We start from the raw sequence: 17733 nt of genomic DNA on the forward strand, positions 1-17733 counted from the left end.
GTATTTCATCAGATATTCTTATGAATCAGACTGCGTGATCGCTCACCCGTTTTTTGCGAGCGCCTTTGTTTAGACCCCATATTACCTCAGCATCGACTTTTGCAAGAGGTCTAATCATCCAGCCTTGAAGACGACCGCTTGCACAGACATTGGCGGAAGTATAACCGTAGGTAACGCGAACCCAAGTATAACCATTGCCTTGCTGAGTGCCTCCGCTAGGATCGTTTAAAACATCGGCTCCCGGTCGAGCGACGCGCAAGATACGGCAGCTGGTGCTGGGACAAGAGCGGATATTAACGGTACTCAACACGTTATAAACCCGACCATCATCTGTCGCTGTCCCTGCCACACCTGCACCGAGTGCGTTTGCTGTACCTACTCTAGCTTTTATGGATTGGCGGACGGTATCGGCTTCACTAACCGCACCTCCTGCTTGTTCTGGTGCGACAGTTCTGGGAGCAAACTTATTACCTGCGTTAGATGGTTCGGCTAAATTTTTGGGAACGGCAACACTTAGTGTAATTCCTAATAGAGTAAAAGCTGTTAAGCCAGCGCCAATTTTTTTGAGAGTTCCTAGTTGCATAGCAGTTTTGTGTCCTTTAATTCAGTCTGCGAGTGTCTTTTCCTCGGCATGGTATTAGACACAAATACACAAACAAATTTTTCGGAATACAACACACTGTGCAATAGCAAATCACCCGAAAGGGTGATTCTTTATAAAGAAAGGAACATTTAAAGAGATAGACAGATCCCAGTGCTACCTAAAGGGTGAACCTTGGTGTTGTGGGTGTCAAAAAATCAACAGTTTGCTGTGGTAAAAATAGCGTCTTCAATCGCTTGAAGAGCATCTTTCAAGTCATCGTTGACGATCTGAATATCAAACTCGCTGGCGGCGGCAATTTCTGCTTGGGCGTGACTGAGACGGCGGGCGATCGCTACCTCAGAATCCTGTCCCCGGCCTCGTATCCGGTTTTCTAGCTCGCTTACAGAAGGAGGCATGATAAATATCCGCAATGCCTCTGGGAAATTTTTCCTGATCTGCCGCGCCCCTTCGAGTTCAATTTCTAAAATCACCCACTGTCCTTGCTGGATGTGTTCCTCTACCCGGCGTTTGGGAGTGCCGTAATAGTTTCCGGCAAACTCAGCCGATTCGAGTAGTTCACCAGCTGTTACCATTTCCTCAAACTGGCTGCGGCTGACAAAATAATAGTTTTTACCGTCAATCTCCCCAGGACGAGGGGAGCGAGTGGTGACAGATACAGAAAAATATAGTTCTGGATGACGCGCTAGAAGCGATCGCAGCAGCGTGCCTTTGCCTACTCCACTCGGCCCTGTCAAAACAATCAGTCTCCCTTTTCCCATACTCTTCTGACTCATGCAACAAACTGTAGACTTTCTACTTTAAAACATTGAATTGAGACTTTGGACTATAGGAACTATATATTTCCTTCGTCTCTCAATAAGAAAGCTTTCAGGCTATCCCCCAAGAAAGAAGCGCAGCAAAAATGAATAATTTTTGCCTTTTACATGATTGCCTTTTTAGTCTTTAGTTGTTGGCGCTACCGTCTTTGCCGATAACGAAGCGATGGGCAACAGTTTCCGGCTGAATAGCCGAGAGAATGACGTGGCTAGAATCAGTAATAATTACTGCTCTGGTACGACGCCCGTAAGTGGCATCAATCAGCTGGCCTCGATCCCTGGCATCGGTAATGATCCGTTTGATCGGGGCAGATTCTGGACTGACAATGGCAACAACTCGGTTTGCAGACACAATGTTACCAAAACCGATGTTGATTAGCTGGATGTCCATAAAAAACTAACGGCATAGCCGCATAAAAAGCTTCATAGAGTCTAGTTCCCATGTTATCTACAATAATATTGACTTACAAGCTTAAAATCCACGAAAAACCCCGTTTTTAGGTACTAACTGCTTTTTTTTACCTTTCAGTTCTTTTTAACTCTTCCAAAAGAAATAGATAAAAATACCGGTTTCATGTGAATTGCTTCCAGATCAGGTGACTTAGTTAGCAAGGATGGAAGTAAACTAATTGTGAGCTTGTAACAATAAAAACTACGTTCTCTCGTGCAACTTGTTGACTTTACTACCCTAACTGGTGCTTGTTGCGAACTGCGCGATGAATGGATACCAGCGCGCACCGAACAGGTTTATCAGCGCGATCGCTTTACAATATCTCTAGCACTGCGAACCTTGAAGCGACGGGGTTGGCTGACCATTTGTTGGCATCCGCAAGCGGCTAGAGTTTGTATAGGAAATCCACCGCCCCGGATACCGGATACATTTACCTTCAGCGACCAGCTGCGACACCAACTGGGAGGATTTGCCTTAGTGGCGATTGAAGCGATCGCGCCTTGGGAACGAGTGCTAGACCTGCAATTTGCCAAACGTCCCGGAGACCCGGTATTCTGGCACCTGTACGTCGAAGTCATAGGCAAATACAGCAACGTTATCCTCACAGGTGCAGACAACCTAATTGTCACCGTCGCCCATCAAGTTAGCAGCCAGCAGTCCAGTGTCCGTCCTATCCAAACCGGACAACCTTACGAAGTACCCCCAGCCCTCACCAATACTACTCCCAGTTTGAGAGAATCCCAAGAGCGCTGGCAAGAGCGAGTCAGTCTTGTACCAGGAACGCTGCGGCGGAACTTACTGAAAAACTACCGTGGTTTGAGTCCAGCGCTGGTGGTATCAATGGCACAAGCCGCAGGTCTAGATTCAGAGGCTACCACCGATAGCTTGATATCATCCGACTGGGATAAATTATTTCAAAAATGGCAAGAGTGGCTGCAAGTAGTTGAACTAGGGACTGGGGAAGAGGGGAACCGAGGTAGAGGGGAACAAGGAGAGAAGGAAGAAGCGTTGTCCTCCCTGTCCCCAGTCAACAGCCAGTTTGATCCCGGCTTTACACAAGATGGTTATAACGTCTTAGGTTGGGGTATTATCAAGCCTGCCTCATCAGTCCAAGAATTACTCAACCGCTACTACACCGACCAACTAAATCAACAAGAATTTAACCAGATCCGCCATCAGTTAAGTCAGAAACTCAGTAATATTCTGCAAAAATTGCGTCAGAAAGCTTCTACCTTCAAAGAACGCTTGCAGCAATCAGACCAAGCAGACCAGTACCGAGAACAAGCAGACTTGCTGATGGCTTACCTCCAAGACTGGGAACCAGGGATGAAGGCGATCGCACTCAACGATTTTGAAACAGGTAAGCCAGTCACAATTCCCCTAGATCCAGAAAAAAACGCTGTCCAAAATGCCCAATCTCTCTACAAGCGACACCAGAAACTAAAACGCGCTCGTACAGCCGTTGAACCTTTACTCCAACAGGTGCAAGAAGAAATTGACTACCTGGAGCAAGTAGAAGCAACCCTTACCCAGCTTGATGCTTACGACGACCCAGAAGATTTACAAACGCTCTTAGAAATCCGCGATGAACTGATTGGGCAGAAATATCTAGAAGATCCAGACAACCGCAGCCGTAGGGATGAGGAAGCGAGTCACCCCTACAATTACCAGACACCCAGCGGCTTTGAATTACTCATTGGGCGCAACAACCGCCAGAACGATCAGCTAACTTTTCGCATGGCTGGAGATTACGACCTCTGGTTCCACACTCAGGAAATTCCCGGAAGTCATGGCTTGCTGCGCGTCGCACCGGGAGAAGTCCCTGACGAAGCCGATTTGCAATTTGCCGCTGACCTAATTTCCTACTACAGCCGCGCCAGACAAAGTGACCAGGTTCCAGTGGTCTACACTCAGCCCAAACACCTCTACAAGCCTAAAGGTGCTAAACCTGGGATTGCGATTTATAAGCATGAGCGCATCATTTGGGGTCGTCCTCAGAAAGCCGTCAACTATCTTTAGTGTGAAGATTTCAACAAAATGTAAATTTTTATGATCCAAAGTTTGTATTTCCTGTTACAGTAAATATTAAGAAATCTTTTAGGCTGGCGGTTGGGAACGCGCAGGTTAGGATTTCCTCAGATCAACGACAACAGAATCAACGAGTTTTTTGCGCCAGCTGTGGTAACAGCTGGTCTTTTTTATTAGGTAGAGATAAATATCTATTGAAACATTAAATTTATCAATTAAAAACCCAATTAGTTTTCCGGCTTTTCGCCTTTTTTGAGCTTTTAACCCGTTCGCGCCAGTAGCAGACGGTATGGGTACGGTGTTACGCCCCAAAGCAACCAACTTGATCATCAAGCCTAACGACTAAAAATGGACGCGATCGCTATTGTTCAGAATATTACGCGATCGCTGCCCTGGATATCCTCTATTTTCGCTATTCACCTTTTTCCTAATCTGCCATCGGCATAGCCTTGCTTGAGCGGGGCTGTAACAATTAAGTTGCTAAAAATAACCAATACGGAGGGAAAACGGCTTTTTCTCTCCGTATTAGCTTTTTTAGCTTTCTCAGTCTTGCTCTGTCTAAACTTCAGCAGCAAATAAACATGAGAGTATGTAATAATTTATGACGCTAAAGTAATGATTTATTGCACCCAGCTAAGAATAACAACAAAATTGGCTGTATCCTAGCTTACAATTGGCAACAGAACCCCTGTGGAAATTACTGGCTGGGTTTATATATGCACCTAAACGGTTTGCCTATTCCTTCACTATCTCTAGAGCCTGCCATTGAGCGTCAACCTCTAACCGTTGCGCCTGACACACTTCTAGTCGATGTTCTGGCGCTCATGAGTCAGTTAAGGAGTAGTTGTGTGCTACCCAACAGGATAGAAACAGATGCCAATGACGTTTCAGAAGATCCCATAAGGAGGAATTATCAGAGAAGTGTCGCATCGTCCACCTCTGTGTTTCCAGAAAGGGAAAGTGTTCTTGACACCGCCGATTCTTCCGGTTGTTACGTATTGGTCATAAAAGGTACGCAGCTAGTGGGAGTATTCACAGAGCGGGATATAGTCCGACTGACTGCTGCTGGAACTTCCCTAATAAACGTAAAAATAGGCGATGTAGTAATAAAAACAGCGATTACACTGAGGAAATCGGAAGCTCAGGATGTTTTCACTGCCCTTTCTTTATTTCGTCAGCATCGGATTCGTCACTTGCCAATAATGGACGATAACGATCAAATTGTTGGGGTAGTGACAAACGACAGTATTCGCAAAGCGCTGCAACCCGTCAATCTCCTGACGCGATTGCGATATGTCTCTGATGTGATGACATCTAAAGTCGTTCATGCACCTTTAACCGCTTCTGTTCTAGATTTAGCCCAGCTCATGGCTCAGCAGCTAGTCAGCTGTGTAGTTATTACAGAACAGGGACTGGATATTGGGGACAAGGGACTAGGTAAGAGTCCTTGCAATCCCCAATCCCCAATCCCCAATCCCCAATCCCTAATCCCCAATCCCCAACCCCTAATTCCAGTGGGAATCGTTACAGAGCGAGACGTTGTGCAGTTCCAGGCGTTAGAGTTGGACTTATCAAAAACGCAGGCTCAAGATGTAATGAGTACGCCCTTGTTTTGCTTGCGTCCCTCAGATTCCCTATGGGATGCCCATCAAGAAATGCAACGGCGGCGTGTGCGGCGTTTGGTTGTAAGTAGCGATCGCGGACAACTACTAGGCATCGTTTCCCAAACCAGTTTGCTGCAAGTGCTGAACCCAGCAGATATGTATAATGTCATCGAAGTATTGCAGCAAGCAGTAGAAGAACGAACCAGCGCATTAAGAAACAGCAACGAGCGGCTGCGTTCCGAGATTGCTGAACGCAAACGAGCAGAAAATGCATTGCAGCAAGCACACGATGATTTAAAAATACAGGTAGAAGAACGAACTGCCGAACTCAATAAAGCCAATGCTCTCCTCAAACAAGACATTATTGAGCGCGTCTCAGTAGAAGCGGCATTGCGGCAATCAGAAGCGCAATTAAAACAACAAGCCCAGCATCTACAACAAACTCTTGACAAACTGCAAAAAACGCAAGCTCAGCTAATTCAAACAGAAAAGATGTCAAGTCTGGGGCAGCTAGTTGCTGGTGTTGCTCATGAAATCAACAACCCCATCAATTTTATCTATGGCAATCTCAACTACGCAGATAAATATGTCCAAGATTTGCTGAAGCTGCTGCAACTCTTTAGCAAGCACTATCCCCAGCCAACATCTGATATTCAGCGCCTTACTGAAGAAATTGACCTAGATTTTCTCAGTACAGACCTTCCGAAACTGTTAGCTTCGATGAAAGTGGGAGCGAACCGTATCCGGGATTTAGTGCTGTCACTGCGGAACTTCTCCCGATTAGATGAGAGTCTATTAAAATCTGTTAACATTCACGAAGGGCTAGATAGTACCCTTTTGATATTACAAAATCAGCTAGAAGCAAGAACAGGGCGTTTTGGAATTAGAGTTATTAAAGAGTACGGCAACCTGCCTCTTGTAGAGTGTTTAGGGGGTCAGCTTAATCAGGTATTTATGAATATACTGAGTAATGCGATTGATGCCTTGAAAATGCGGAGCGGAGAATTTGAAATTCCCTCTGAGGATAAGGGGCAATGGGAAATCAAGCATGGGGAGGAAAGTACCAATTACCAATTACCTACTATTCGGATTCGCACCGAAGTAGTAGACAAAAATCAAGTGGCGATTTGCATTGCAGACAACGGCATCGGTATGACAGAGGCAATCAGTCGTCAGATGTTTGACCCTTTCTTCACAACGAAACCTGTAGGCAAAGGCACTGGGTTGGGATTGTCAATTAGCTATCAAATTATTGTGGAAAAACACGGCGGTCAGCTTCAGTGTAATTCTGCGCTTGGTCATGGAACAGAGTTTATAATTCAAATTCCGATTAGACAGCAATCTCACCCCAAACCGGTTTATCGAAACCGACGATTAAAACCTACTATTGAACGAAGCGGAACACAGAAAATACACGAGAATGAGTGTGTTTGTGAGGGATTAAAAAGGCAAGATTAAAAATTAATAAAAAAATTCTATAGGAGCTTAATTTTTTGTGCTGGGGGCGATCGCATTCTGCCGTGAGAAATAACCCAAAAAAATGCGCGATCGCTATTTTATTATTTCTACAATTTCAATAGTAAATTGGTTACTCAATTTTATTCAGCAATTGAAGGGTTGGGTGTGATACGTATGTAGGGACATGGCATTGCCATGTTTTTACTAAGGTGGCGAAAACAAAACAATCGCGATATATTCCACCCGACTGAGAAACCCTATATTTCTACAGCCGTCTTATTTAATTTGTAACCTTTAGCCCTTTTAGCCTGTCGCTCTCGTGAGGAGACGCTACGAACGAAAAAATACTTTATAACTTCTGCAAGGATAGAGACAACTTCCCAACCTGCGAATTTTGTAGCGTCTGTCCTGGCTTAACAAGTGTGTCATTCTCTTTTGCAGCCTAGATATGCCCATAATGTCTGAGCTACTACAGAAACCGTATTCAGTCTATTTGCTGCTGCGGTGAAGAACTTTTTTGATTACAGTGGGATTATCTACTGTATTGCTGTCGTTCAGCGCAAAGAATATGAGTTTACTTGCCAAGCAGCTGACCACTTATCTCGCTTTGTTGGCTATCGGCGGTGGTGCAGGAATATATGCCAGTCGCTATTTTAATGCTGACGAAACTCGCGTTAGTAGCGGACAGCAGCAAATATTTCCCCCAGCGCTACAACAAATATCTCCAGGGCGCGGGTCGTCCCAAGATAACCTGAACTTTATTGCTGAAGCTGTAGAAAAAGTCGGCCCTGCGGTGGTCAGAATAGATTCGGCTCGTACCGTGTCCCAGCAAGTTCCGGATGCTTTCAGAAACCCCTTTTTCCGACGCTTTTTTGGCAACGAAATGCCAATTCCCCCAGAAGACCGAATTGAGCGGGGTACGGGTTCTGGATTCATTCTTAGCTCAGATGGCCGCTTGATGACAAATGCTCATGTTGTCGCTGGGGCAGATACAGTTAAGGTGACGCTCAAAGATGGCCGGATTTTGAATGGTCGTGTAGTGGGGACAGATCCAGTTACTGATGTGGCTGTGGTCAAAATTGATGCTAATAAGTTGCCGTGGGTACGGCTGGGAGATTCGGAAAATTTGATACCAGGTCAGTGGGCGATCGCTATTGGCAATCCCCTCGGACTAGATAACACTGTAACTGTAGGCATCGTCAGCGCTACAGGTCGTTCCAGTTTACAGGTGGGTGTCCCTGATAAGCGAGTAAGATTTATTCAAACTGATGCGGCAATTAACCCCGGAAACTCCGGCGGCCCGTTATTAAACGCCCGTGGCGAAGTCATTGGCATCAACACAGCAATTCGGGCAAATGCTCAGGGACTCGGTTTTGCTATCCCGATTGAAACTGCTTCGCGAGTCGGTAATCAGCTATTTAGCCAAGGTCGTGCTGAACATCCCTATTTGGGAATTCAAATGGTGACGATTACCCCAGACGTGAAAGAAGAAATTAACAAAAGTCCGGAAGTACAATTTAAACTCACTCAGGACAAAGGTGTTTTAATCGTGCGAGTCGTCAAAAACTCACCAGCAGACCGCGCTGGCTTACGTGAAGGAGATGTTATTAAAAGAATTAGCGGTCAACAAGTCAATAGTGCCGATCAAGTACAGGAACGGGTAGAAGCTAGTTCAGTTGGTGGCAAGCTGGAAGTAGAAATCAATCGCAACGGTCAAAACCAGAATGTCCAAGTCCAACCCGGTGCTTTCCCTGTTGAGTAGTTTGACGCTGACGATTTTCCCTCACTTCGCATCTAACCCAAATTCCGCACCTTCAATTGTCCTATGTGACAACTGGGGGTGCGGAATATAGGTAATAGGGCATTTGTTGGGTTTCGCGGTTGCACAGGCCCAAGCTACTAGGGCTTACTTGTCTACGATGTTAAAGGGCTTTGACATTGCCCCTGCTACTTACGACGACAGATAAGTGTACCGACTCAGACTCTGCTCGTAGTTTTGCAGTAAGCGCTGGGATTCTTGTATAGTAATCCGCTTGTCTAGTAGCGCCTGTTCGCATAGACGGCGAATCTGCTCAATCAAATCTTCAGAGTCGTACTGCACGTAACCCAACACTTCCGTCATCGTGTCTCCCTTGACTACGTGTTCAATTTTGTAGGCTTTGGGTGTCAGCTGAATGTGGACAGCGTTGGTGTCGCCAAACAAATTATGCAAATTGCCCATAATTTCCTGGTAAGCGCCATTCAGGAACATTCCCAGGTAGTAGGGTTCTCCCGGCTTTAGGTTGTGCAGCTCTAGAACTGACTTTACATCCCGCAGGTCAATAAAGCGGTCGATTTTGCCGTCGCTGTCGCAGGTGAGGTCTGCCAGAATCGCTCGCCGCGTAGGTTCTTCATCTAACCGATGAATTGGCATGATGGGGAATAGCTGGTCAATTGCCCAACAATCTGGCGCAGATTGGAATACAGACAGATTGATGTAGTAGATGCTCGCCATGATTTTTTCCAGGTCTTCCAGTTCGTCAGGAACGTATTCCTGCTTTCTGGTAATCGCCAGAATTTTCTCGCAACAAGCCCAGTAAAGCCGTTCGGCTCTGGCTCGTTCAGTCAGGCGTAAAATCCCCAAATTAAAGCGGCTGATGGCTTCTTCTTTGAATTGAGCCGCGTCGTGATACAGTTCTTGAAAGTTTTCCTCATTGATGGATTGGTAGGTTTCCCAGAGGTAACGAATAATTGCTGATTCGCCTTCTTGTGGGGGTTCGGGTGCGCCAGAGGGGACATCACTGGTGCCAAGAACATCAAAAATCAACACTGACTGATGGGAAGCGATCGCTCTGCCACTTTCACTAATCAGCGTTGGAACTGGCAAATTGTGTTCCGCGCAAGCTTCCTTCAACTCTGCCACGATATCGTTGGCATAGTTCTGCATATTGTAATTTTTGGAAGCGTAGAAGTTGGTTTGAGAACCATCGTAGTCCACTCCCAAACCGCCGCCGACATCGAGATATTTCATATCCGCTCCCAGATGGGCTAACTCGACGTAAATCTTGCTAGCTTCCTGAATTGCGTCTTTGATAACGTTAATAGCAGAAATTTGGGAACCAATGTGGAAGTGCAACAGCTGCAAACATCCCAGCAGATCGGCATCTCGTAACTCTTGTACCGCCTGGATAATTTCTGGAATGGTGAGTCCAAATTTAGCGCGATCGCCTGTAGAACTTCCCCAGCGCCCCACACCTTGGGTAGAGAGCTTAGCCCGGATACCCAAAATCGGTTTGATTCCTAACTGGCGACTAGCTTCAATACACAGCTGCACTTCTTCAATCTGCTCTAGCACAATCAGCGGCGTTTGTCCCAGTCTTGAAGCCAACATCGCAGTTTCGATGTATTCCCGGTCTTTGTAGCCATTGCAGATCAACAGCGCTCCTGGCGTATCCAACAATGCCAAAGCAATCATCATTTCTGGCTTAGAGCCAGCTTCCAAACCGAACTGATGCGGCTTGCCAAACCGCACCAGATCCTCAAGCAAGTGTCGCTGCTGGTTACACTTGACAGGGTACACCCCTTTGTAAGCACCGGGATAGTTGTAACGAGCGATCGCTTTAGCAAAGCAAGCATTCAATCGCTCGATCCGGTCTTCCAAAATATCAGAAAAGCGAATCAGCAATGGCAGTCCCAGATTACGCAACTTGAGGGCGTTAACCAGTTCAAATAAGTCTAAAGATCCACCGCGTTCCCCTTTGGGAGAAACCGTGACATGACCCGCTGCATTAATCGAGAAATACGGTTGACCCCAGCCTTCAATCCGGTATAAATTCTCACTATTTTCTATTGCCCAGGATTTAGGCGAGTCTTCGCGGGTCGTCCGCGACAAACTCATTTGAGGTTGTTTAACAATTGCCGATGCACGGTCATTTGATAACTTGTCCGTGTTGACTTCATCGGTTTGTGAATGTTCTGGAATTGCAGAAGTGACTTGCTCACCCATTTTCTTTCTAACCTCGCTATACCCTGTCGAGTAGCTAGTCTATCGTATCCTGCAAGATTAAACTGCCATTTTGTACCCAGCCTGTATCTATGGTTGGATGTCTAATAAACTCACCTCTATTGTTAACAAAATTTGCTGGGGGATTGGGGGCTGGGGACTAGGGGACTGGGGACTGGGGACTAGGGACTGGGTAAGATTCTTCGCAATTCCCAATTCTTAATTCCTAATCCCCAATCCCCAATCCCCAATTCTTAATTCCTAATTCCTAATTCCTAATCCCCAATCCCCAATCCCCAGTCCCCAATCCCTTCTTTTTGCAATTTGCCTCTGCTAAGTTATACCTGTTGTTCTAAACTTTGATATAAACTACCCAATGTTAGTCAGTTGTGCCAGTTGAGGGCGTTCAATGCTCAATCAGCCCGATAAGCCTCATAGACAGCGCCTCAGTGTTCATTTTCTGCACCAGATGCTCTACAACTACCCACTTGCCTTCTGGGGTGGCTTGTGGGCATCGGTAGTGGTAATTGGTGCAATAGCAGCGCTGGGTCTGGTCAGTACCGGCCCAATCAAGGAAGAGAAGCCTGTACTTGTTAATCCTGTACCTGCTCAAACAACGGTTCCGGAATCCTCAACGCCTCTACCCAGCTTGAGCCCGACTGAGGACTCCCAGACTGCCCTACCCGGCTTCACGGCGGTTCCAGAACCGGAAGTGGAAGCTCCAAAGAAAGAGAAAGTGCCTTCTTGGTTGTATGCTGCGATCGCGTTCGGCTTTTGTGGCGGTTCTCTTTTGATAGCGCTGAACGTAAATCGTACATCTCGGCGTAAATCGCTCAAACGTCCAAGGGCAGGTACAAAACCCGTCCCTAGTTCTAGTGTCGGCAAAAAGCGAATTGCTAAGAGCAACACCGCAACGCTGGCGCGCCCAATGCAACGCCGTCCCATGTTGCAAAATCAACCATCTGTAGATGGGATTCAAGTAGCGCCCATCCCAAGGACTGCATCCGCAAGGAGTGAAGTAACAGTGGTGCCTGCGGAGGAGAATCATCCTCTAGATTGGGGCGAGGAAAGTTTGGCAGAAGTTATGGATCTGCGAAAGCGGCAGCCTCTTGCAGCACTGCTAAAAAAGTAAAAAAAGAAGGGACTGGGAAATGGGGACTGGAGAATAGGGACTGGGTAAGATTTCTTCCAATTCCCAATTCCCAATAAAAATTCAAGAGGCAATTTTTAATTTTTATTGGCTTTTTGCCAATCTTGAATTATTTTTTCTGACCAGAGCCAGTTTTTACTAAGCGCCTCTGGTTGAAAATTAACGGGATCGTCTGTCATCACCTTTTGGCGAAGTTTTTTAGACTCGTCCAAAAGTTTTGTCCGCTTATCATCTGGCTGAGTTTTCGCCAATTCCTTCAGTCCCAGTGCTAAGCCAGCATAGGTAGTCAAGGTGTTTTGATTGGGCTTGTTTTCTCCAGTTAAATATAAAGCATCAAACAAAACCTCATTAGCACGCTTGAAATTGCCTTCAGCATAGTAAGCGAAACCCAAAGCATTGAGGTAGGCGATAGATTTGGGTTGTTTTTTGACAGCTACCTCCCAAAAACGACGGGCATCATCTAGACTGTAATCCTTGTTGCCAGTTTGAATAGATTGCCACGCCAAACGACCTCTCAAGAAACTAATTGCAGCGTCATCAATTTGCTGGCGAGAAACAGTATCTAGCGCTCCTTTGGCTTGCTGCAATGCTCCTCGGTTGAGCAATTCTTCTACAGCAGGAACTGCGGCGGCTAAGTTATTTTGACCGAACTGTTCAATTGCGGCAACTGTGACTGTGGAGGTGTTGGCTGTTTTCAAATCAACAGCTTTGAGATTTGAACTGGGTAGCTGGGTAACTGGCAAAGAGCTTCTTTGGGATTCTAAAAGTTCTCCAGGCTGGGGCGAGCGACTTTGGAAGAACCAGTATCCTAAAAGCGCGATCGCTACCGCCGATCCTAACGCCCCCAACACCACTGGAACGACCTTAACCCGTTGTCTCCCGCCCTCACCACGTCTCCAGAAGGGCGTTGGTGGCCTTATGGCACCAGAATATCCTAGTAGCGATGTCTCCGACACCGAATTCTTAGTAGGGGCTGACTGGGCAGTAGGGGCAGGCTGATTGGAGACTGGGGGCTGAGGGCTGGGGATTGGGGGTTGGGACACAGAGGGATGGAAAACTACATTGTCTCCCCCGCTCTGAGTCTCCCCAGCTGGCGTTCCCGGTTCAGGGTTGAGCTGGCGCAGCAAATCCGCGACTAGGGCGATGTCGTCCTCGTCGCCAGCATCGTCATATAGATCGTCAACCGGATCTGCCCAGTCTGGTTCGTCATACTCATCGTATAAATCATCATCCTTGGGCGGTAGATTTGAATTGTTGTCGGGAGTTAGGGAACCGGATCTAGACACAGGCGGGGCAACAAATGTAGCTTCTTCTTCCCCGGTGAGTGTACCAAGAATTCCCGCCCAAGGAAGGTCTGTACCAGCAGCGTCAGTCAACTGGAGGCGTTCGGCTCCCGCATTCATGGCGTGATGGGCTGGTGTCAAGTAACCGTCAAATTCCGGGTGCAGATAAAGGATGGGTAAAGCCCAGTAAAGCTGGCGAGAACCATAAGTAGATATTAAATTCTGCCGCGCTCGACTCAAGCTCAGGTCTATGGGATAACCTTGATTCAAATTGCTGTAAAACCGGCGCGCCAGCGTCAAAGCTACCCGATCCGGAATCCGTTCTGCCATCGCCAGCACGCTCTTGATTCCGCGCTTAACCAAAGCGTCTGCCAGGTTTCGCTCTGCTGCGCCATCGCCGGAATTTGACATTGCGGTATGAGCGCCGCGACAAGAGTTAAATACTGCCAGTTGAACGCCGTTATTTACCAGCAACCCAGCTAGGTCATCACCGCTTAAAGTCTCCGTTAAGCCAGTTTTGCGACTAACCAGGTAGAGAGCGCCGCCATCTGCGCCTTGGTCGCTATGCCCTGCATAGTGGAAAACTTGATACTGACCTTGTTCTAGTTCGTGCGTCAGTTGTTCTGAGCCTGGTTGATCCAAAACAGTGAGCTGAATTTCTGGCAAGCCATTATGAGAGCGTTTACTGAGTTCTGCTTGCAGATGGCTTGCTTCTTGTTTGAGATCCAAACTTTCCTGGTCAGTCGGGGCAGCGATCGCCATTAATATTTTTATTGGTTGATTTGCCTGGGAAGCTCCTGATAAGGCGGCACCTCTCAACCTGCTATTCACCTGATAACGGGAAAAGGCGACATCTGTGCCTGTTGCCAATGGGCGCTCGCCATCGTGCAGGACTTCCCAAGGTAGGCTGAGTAAGCGGGGGTCTTTGAGTCCCAGCCGCAACCGCAGCACTTCTTGTCGATGTTGCGCGATCGCTTGGGCAATCATCCAACTATCTCGCAGCGTACCTTGAAACAACGCCTCGTAAAGCTGCTGACCCAACGCCACCAGGTTTAGAGAAGATTGATGTGCCTGTGTGTTGTTCGATGCCGATCGAGAAGTGTCGCCTGGAGACAAAACCATCAACAACGGGTCATTCATCAAGTGCTTGGCATCGGCCAACCACCCCTCCACCTGCCACGTCACTTGCTCCTCGGCCAATGGCACAGCACCGGGTGTACCAACACATTCTGTCCGCACCCAATATTTATTTTCCCCTAAGGGATTTACAGAGATGTGAAATTCCTGAGCCACTGCTACCATGCACTCCTGCTTCAGTTAGAACATCTGTCTGCTCTGTTTTTGGAGGAGGAGTAATTTTTCCCCTCTTTTCCTAGATAGATTTAATTTACTTAAAGTTTCCATAAATTGCAGTTTCTCCTTCTCTGATGGTACATACCTGGTGAAGCGAACGAGAGAAGGATAAAAGACTTTTTTTTCTAAGTGCCTAGAAACGTAATTCTTGGAGGCTCTGCCTCCCCTAACGAGAGACGGAGTAGTAGTTTAAGTGAGGCGGTCGCCTCACAGCTGGCATTCCTTAGAACCAAAAAATTTTCCTGGGATTTCTCCGGATAAGTGGTGTAAGCCAGAGAAAAGTAGATTGGTAGATGCACCCTGATTGACATCCCCTGGCTCACCGGTTTGAGCCGGGGATTTTTTTTTCAAGGTCAGGATGGCTAACCAGAATACAATTAGCCATCCTGACCTTAGCCTTAGTCCGAACTCAGTTGCTCAAAAGAGTTGACTTCCAGAACCGGGCCAATCATGGCGAAAGTCATCACATCTTTTTTGACTTCACCTTTGACTTTTACTTTCAGTCCCGATTTGCGTAACTCTTCCGGGGGTTTCTGGAGTTCGTAGGTTTCGCCATCGTCGGTGACTAATGCCCAGGTTCCAGGGCCGAGTCCTTTGCGTTCGATGGTGCCTGTTACTGAAATGCTCATGCCGTTTGTTTCTCTCCTTGAGAGGCTAGATAGGCGAGTCCGTAACACAGAAGGGCGTTGGTAATCAGGAAGGTGCGAGCGATCGCGCCCTCACCCAACCACAATACTGCCGGATCTACTACGGCGCTCACCACTAAACAGGATGCCACACCGACGGCTGAACCGATAGCAAACCACTTCCAGCTGCGGTGTCCCAGTAGCAGTGCTACTAAAATAAAGGGAATTAACACGCTGGCAAAGATCGGATTCAATAAACCGCTTCCTTGAACTGCACTTCCCAACTCAGGAATCGAACTACCCATGACGCGGAACGGCCACTGGGGAAGATCGAAAATATAGAACCCTCGCAGGAAAAATAAGCCAGAACTCCCAGCAAGTAATCCACTGGCAAGCGACCAACTCCAACCGAAGGGGAAATAATTCCGCAAGAACCAAGCTAGGAGATAGGAACCCAGTACCATCGCCACTTTAGGCAACAGTGCCACAGCACCGCCATCAATCCAGAAGCGAGGATTGAGATAGCCATTGTCCCGCAGCCAGCGGAAGAAATCACGGAAGGTAATTTGTCCGCGCAGGGCAAGTTTTACAGCAGCACCAGCATCCAAATGGCCAGCACCGTAGTAGTTGAGTCCGTCATCCTGAACCGCCCGTGCTGACTCCTTAAGAACTTTCTCAATGTCATCTGGTTCTGTCACGCCAGCGGCTTTGATTAAAGCTGCAACTCCGGCTACGTGGGGAGATGCCATGCTGGTGCCTTGGAAGGCGGCAAAGACGGGGATTAAATTATCATTTTCGTCATAGCCGATGGTTTCTTGCAGAATTCCACCAGCTGCTGAATCTCCCTCTCCTTGCATTGCTCCACCGGGGGCGGAGATATCCACACCAGCACCATAGCTGGAGTAGAAGGCTTTTTCCCCAGATGAATCAATGGCGGAAACACCGATGACGTGGGGATAACGAGCTGGATAGGAGGCAGAATTCTCGTTAGAGTTGCCTGCTGCGGCGATGATGACGACACCTTTGCTGTGGGCGTAGTTAATCGCTTCTTGCATAATCTGGCTTTCACCGCCACCACCCAGGCTCATGTTAATCACATCAGCACCGTTATCGGCGGCAAACTTAATTGCTTCGGAAATATCGGCAACTGTACCGCCGCCACTGGAACTCAAAACCTTGAGGGGCATGAGGCTGGCTTCGTAGGCAACACCTGCGACACCGTAGTTGTTATTAGTAGATTGAGCTACGGTTCCGGCTACGTGGGTGCCGTGTCCGTTGTCGTCGTCGGCTTCTACTTTGTCGCTTACGAAGTCGTAGCCTTTGACGAATTTGGTATCTTTCAAGTCAGGGACTTGGCTGATTCCGGTGTCAATTACGGCAACTGTAATGCCTGCGCCTTTGGTTTCGTCCCAGGCTGGTTCAATGCTGACGTTACGCAGGTTCCACTGCTTGCCGTATAAGGGATCGTTAGCTCCTCTAAAGGCAGGCTGCGCCTCATCCTTGCTGGATGAGAATGCCCGGTAATTGGAGTTGCCGGGAGCTTCCGGCAACTTATACATATAATTCGGCTCGATGTATTCTGTCAGTTTGGCTAGACCGGATTTTCTCAAGGCTTTCAGGGTAGTGCGATCGCCTTTGACGATATACACATTATCCGCCTGGGAGAATTCGCTGTTTAGTTGTGCGCCGAGCGATCGCACCTGCTCCTGCCGCACCTCGGCTGGCACGTCCTCGCGGAAGTCCAGCACAATCGTCTCAAATTCTCCCTGAGCTGCTAATCCCTTGAAGTTAAACAGGGCAAATCCTAGCCCCAATAAAAACAAGCACGCTATCAAAAGCTTTCTCATAACCACCGTCTCGCGATCGCCAGTTTTCTCCCCACGATAACTCATGCCTCTGGCAGATGGTGTATTTATTTTTTTATTATTTTTTAGTTTTGAGATTTATATAACTCTTATGTTGATGTGCTTTATCGGCTTGTCTCCCTCTCCCCTAGCAAAGCAGCTGTTCTTTAACGCCTCCCTGCACCTTGGCTAATCTCTGGACTGCCATAATCGGCCGGTTCGTAGTTCTGAAATTCTATAATATTGTGCTGTTTTACTAGGGAAAATACCATTTTTATATTAATCATTTGCATCATAATAATTAAAAGAACTATACTTATAATTTTTAGGAAACACCCCATCACATCCCCTTGATAGTAGGTAACTTCTGCACTTTCAAATTGTTGAAAGGTAAAAAGCTTTTTGTTAGTTTGAATATTTTTTAAGGAATATGTTCCATAAGTTTTTCTCAGTGGTAATTAAGAAAAATTAACTTTTATAAATTAACAATTATTTGGCATTGTCAACTATCCAAAGTATGAGAAACATTTTGCTA

The 17733-nt window shown here is 47.1% G+C and carries 11 protein-coding genes; 4 read left to right on the plus strand and 7 right to left on the minus strand.

Annotated elements, in window-relative coordinates; all coding sequences use genetic code 11:
- Positions 1-25: 25 nt before the first annotated feature.
- The 3 genes from NDI42_RS10450 to remA all read right to left on the minus strand — a co-directional run bounded on the left by NDI42_RS10450 (position 26) and on the right by remA (position 1810).
- The gene (locus NDI42_RS10450; RefSeq protein WP_190452472.1) at positions 26-583 is read right to left on the minus strand and encodes a hypothetical protein; all 558 of its coding nucleotides are present in this window, start codon (positions 581-583) and stop codon (positions 26-28) included.
- A 215-nt stretch (positions 584-798) separates the two neighbouring features.
- Positions 799-1377: a guanylate kinase gene (gene gmk, locus NDI42_RS10455; protein ID WP_348231400.1), complete on the minus strand. Its 579-nt coding sequence runs from the start codon at positions 1375-1377 to the stop codon at positions 799-801.
- Positions 1378-1546: 169 nt separating this feature from the next.
- Entirely contained in the window at positions 1547-1810 is a 264-nt protein-coding gene (gene remA, locus NDI42_RS10460; RefSeq protein ID WP_190421478.1) for an extracellular matrix/biofilm regulator RemA, read from the minus strand.
- 273 nt (positions 1811-2083) lie between these two features.
- Between remA and NDI42_RS10465 the strand changes: the two genes are divergently transcribed.
- From NDI42_RS10465 to NDI42_RS10475, 3 genes are all read left to right on the plus strand, one after another.
- Positions 2084-3889 carry an Rqc2 family fibronectin-binding protein gene (locus tag NDI42_RS10465; protein WP_190452474.1) on the plus strand — a complete coding sequence of 602 codons (1806 nt, stop codon included), beginning with the start codon at positions 2084-2086 and terminating at the stop codon, positions 3887-3889.
- A 725-nt stretch (positions 3890-4614) separates the two neighbouring features.
- Positions 4615-6960, plus strand: coding sequence for a CBS domain-containing protein (locus tag NDI42_RS10470; RefSeq protein WP_190452599.1), 2346 nt, complete (start codon positions 4615-4617; stop codon positions 6958-6960).
- Between the two features lie 568 nt (positions 6961-7528).
- Positions 7529-8722: an HhoA/HhoB/HtrA family serine endopeptidase gene (locus NDI42_RS10475; RefSeq protein WP_190452475.1), complete on the plus strand. Its 1194-nt coding sequence runs from the start codon at positions 7529-7531 to the stop codon at positions 8720-8722.
- Positions 8723-8911: 189 nt separating this feature from the next.
- Here the strand turns inward: NDI42_RS10475 and speA are convergent, their stop codons facing one another.
- Positions 8912-10945, minus strand: coding sequence for a biosynthetic arginine decarboxylase (gene speA, locus NDI42_RS10480; RefSeq protein ID WP_190421494.1), 2034 nt, complete (start codon positions 10943-10945; stop codon positions 8912-8914).
- Between the two features lie 406 nt (positions 10946-11351).
- Between speA and NDI42_RS10485 the strand changes: the two genes are divergently transcribed.
- A complete protein-coding gene (locus NDI42_RS10485; RefSeq protein WP_190452477.1) occupies positions 11352-12074 on the plus strand; it encodes a hypothetical protein in 723 nt (240 codons plus the stop codon).
- 95 nt (positions 12075-12169) lie between these two features.
- Here NDI42_RS10485 and NDI42_RS10490 read toward each other — a convergent pair whose 3' ends face one another.
- The 3 genes from NDI42_RS10490 to NDI42_RS10500 form a co-directional block, all read right to left on the minus strand.
- Positions 12170-14677 carry a CHAT domain-containing protein gene (locus NDI42_RS10490; protein WP_199311042.1) on the minus strand — a complete coding sequence of 836 codons (2508 nt, stop codon included), beginning with the start codon at positions 14675-14677 and terminating at the stop codon, positions 12170-12172.
- 449 nt (positions 14678-15126) lie between these two features.
- On the minus strand, positions 15127-15357 hold the full coding sequence (locus NDI42_RS10495; RefSeq protein WP_190421498.1) for a DUF5818 domain-containing protein: 231 nt from the start codon (positions 15355-15357) through the stop codon (positions 15127-15129).
- Positions 15354-17201 carry a DUF5942 domain-containing protein gene (locus NDI42_RS10500; RefSeq protein ID WP_190452603.1) on the minus strand — a complete coding sequence of 616 codons (1848 nt, stop codon included), beginning with the start codon at positions 17199-17201 and terminating at the stop codon, positions 15354-15356. Before NDI42_RS10500 ends, NDI42_RS10495 begins: the two co-directional genes overlap by 4 nt.
- Between the last annotated feature and the right edge of the window lie 532 nt (positions 17202-17733).

The organism is Funiculus sociatus GB2-C1 (assembly GCF_039962115.1).
GTDB lineage: Bacteria > Cyanobacteriota > Cyanobacteriia > Cyanobacteriales > FACHB-T130 > Funiculus > Funiculus sociatus.

Coding starts and splice junctions, on each gene's coding strand:
- NDI42_RS10450 (WP_190452472.1), bottom strand. CDS start 583: ATGCAACTAGGAACTCTCAAAAAAATTGGCGCTGGCTTAACAGCTTTT.
- gmk (WP_348231400.1), bottom strand. CDS start 1,377: ATGAGTCAGAAGAGTATGGGAAAAGGGAGACTGATTGTTTTGACAGGG.
- remA (WP_190421478.1), bottom strand. CDS start 1,810: ATGGACATCCAGCTAATCAACATCGGTTTTGGTAACATTGTGTCTGCA.
- NDI42_RS10470 (WP_190452599.1), top strand. CDS start 4,615: ATGCACCTAAACGGTTTGCCTATTCCTTCACTATCTCTAGAGCCTGCC.
- NDI42_RS10475 (WP_190452475.1), top strand. CDS start 7,529: ATGAGTTTACTTGCCAAGCAGCTGACCACTTATCTCGCTTTGTTGGCT.
- speA (WP_190421494.1), bottom strand. CDS start 10,945: ATGGGTGAGCAAGTCACTTCTGCAATTCCAGAACATTCACAAACCGAT.
- NDI42_RS10485 (WP_190452477.1), top strand. CDS start 11,352: ATGCTCAATCAGCCCGATAAGCCTCATAGACAGCGCCTCAGTGTTCAT.
- NDI42_RS10490 (WP_199311042.1), bottom strand. CDS start 14,677: ATGGTAGCAGTGGCTCAGGAATTTCACATCTCTGTAAATCCCTTAGGG.
- NDI42_RS10495 (WP_190421498.1), bottom strand. CDS start 15,357: ATGAGCATTTCAGTAACAGGCACCATCGAACGCAAAGGACTCGGCCCT.
- NDI42_RS10500 (WP_190452603.1), bottom strand. CDS start 17,201: ATGAGAAAGCTTTTGATAGCGTGCTTGTTTTTATTGGGGCTAGGATTT.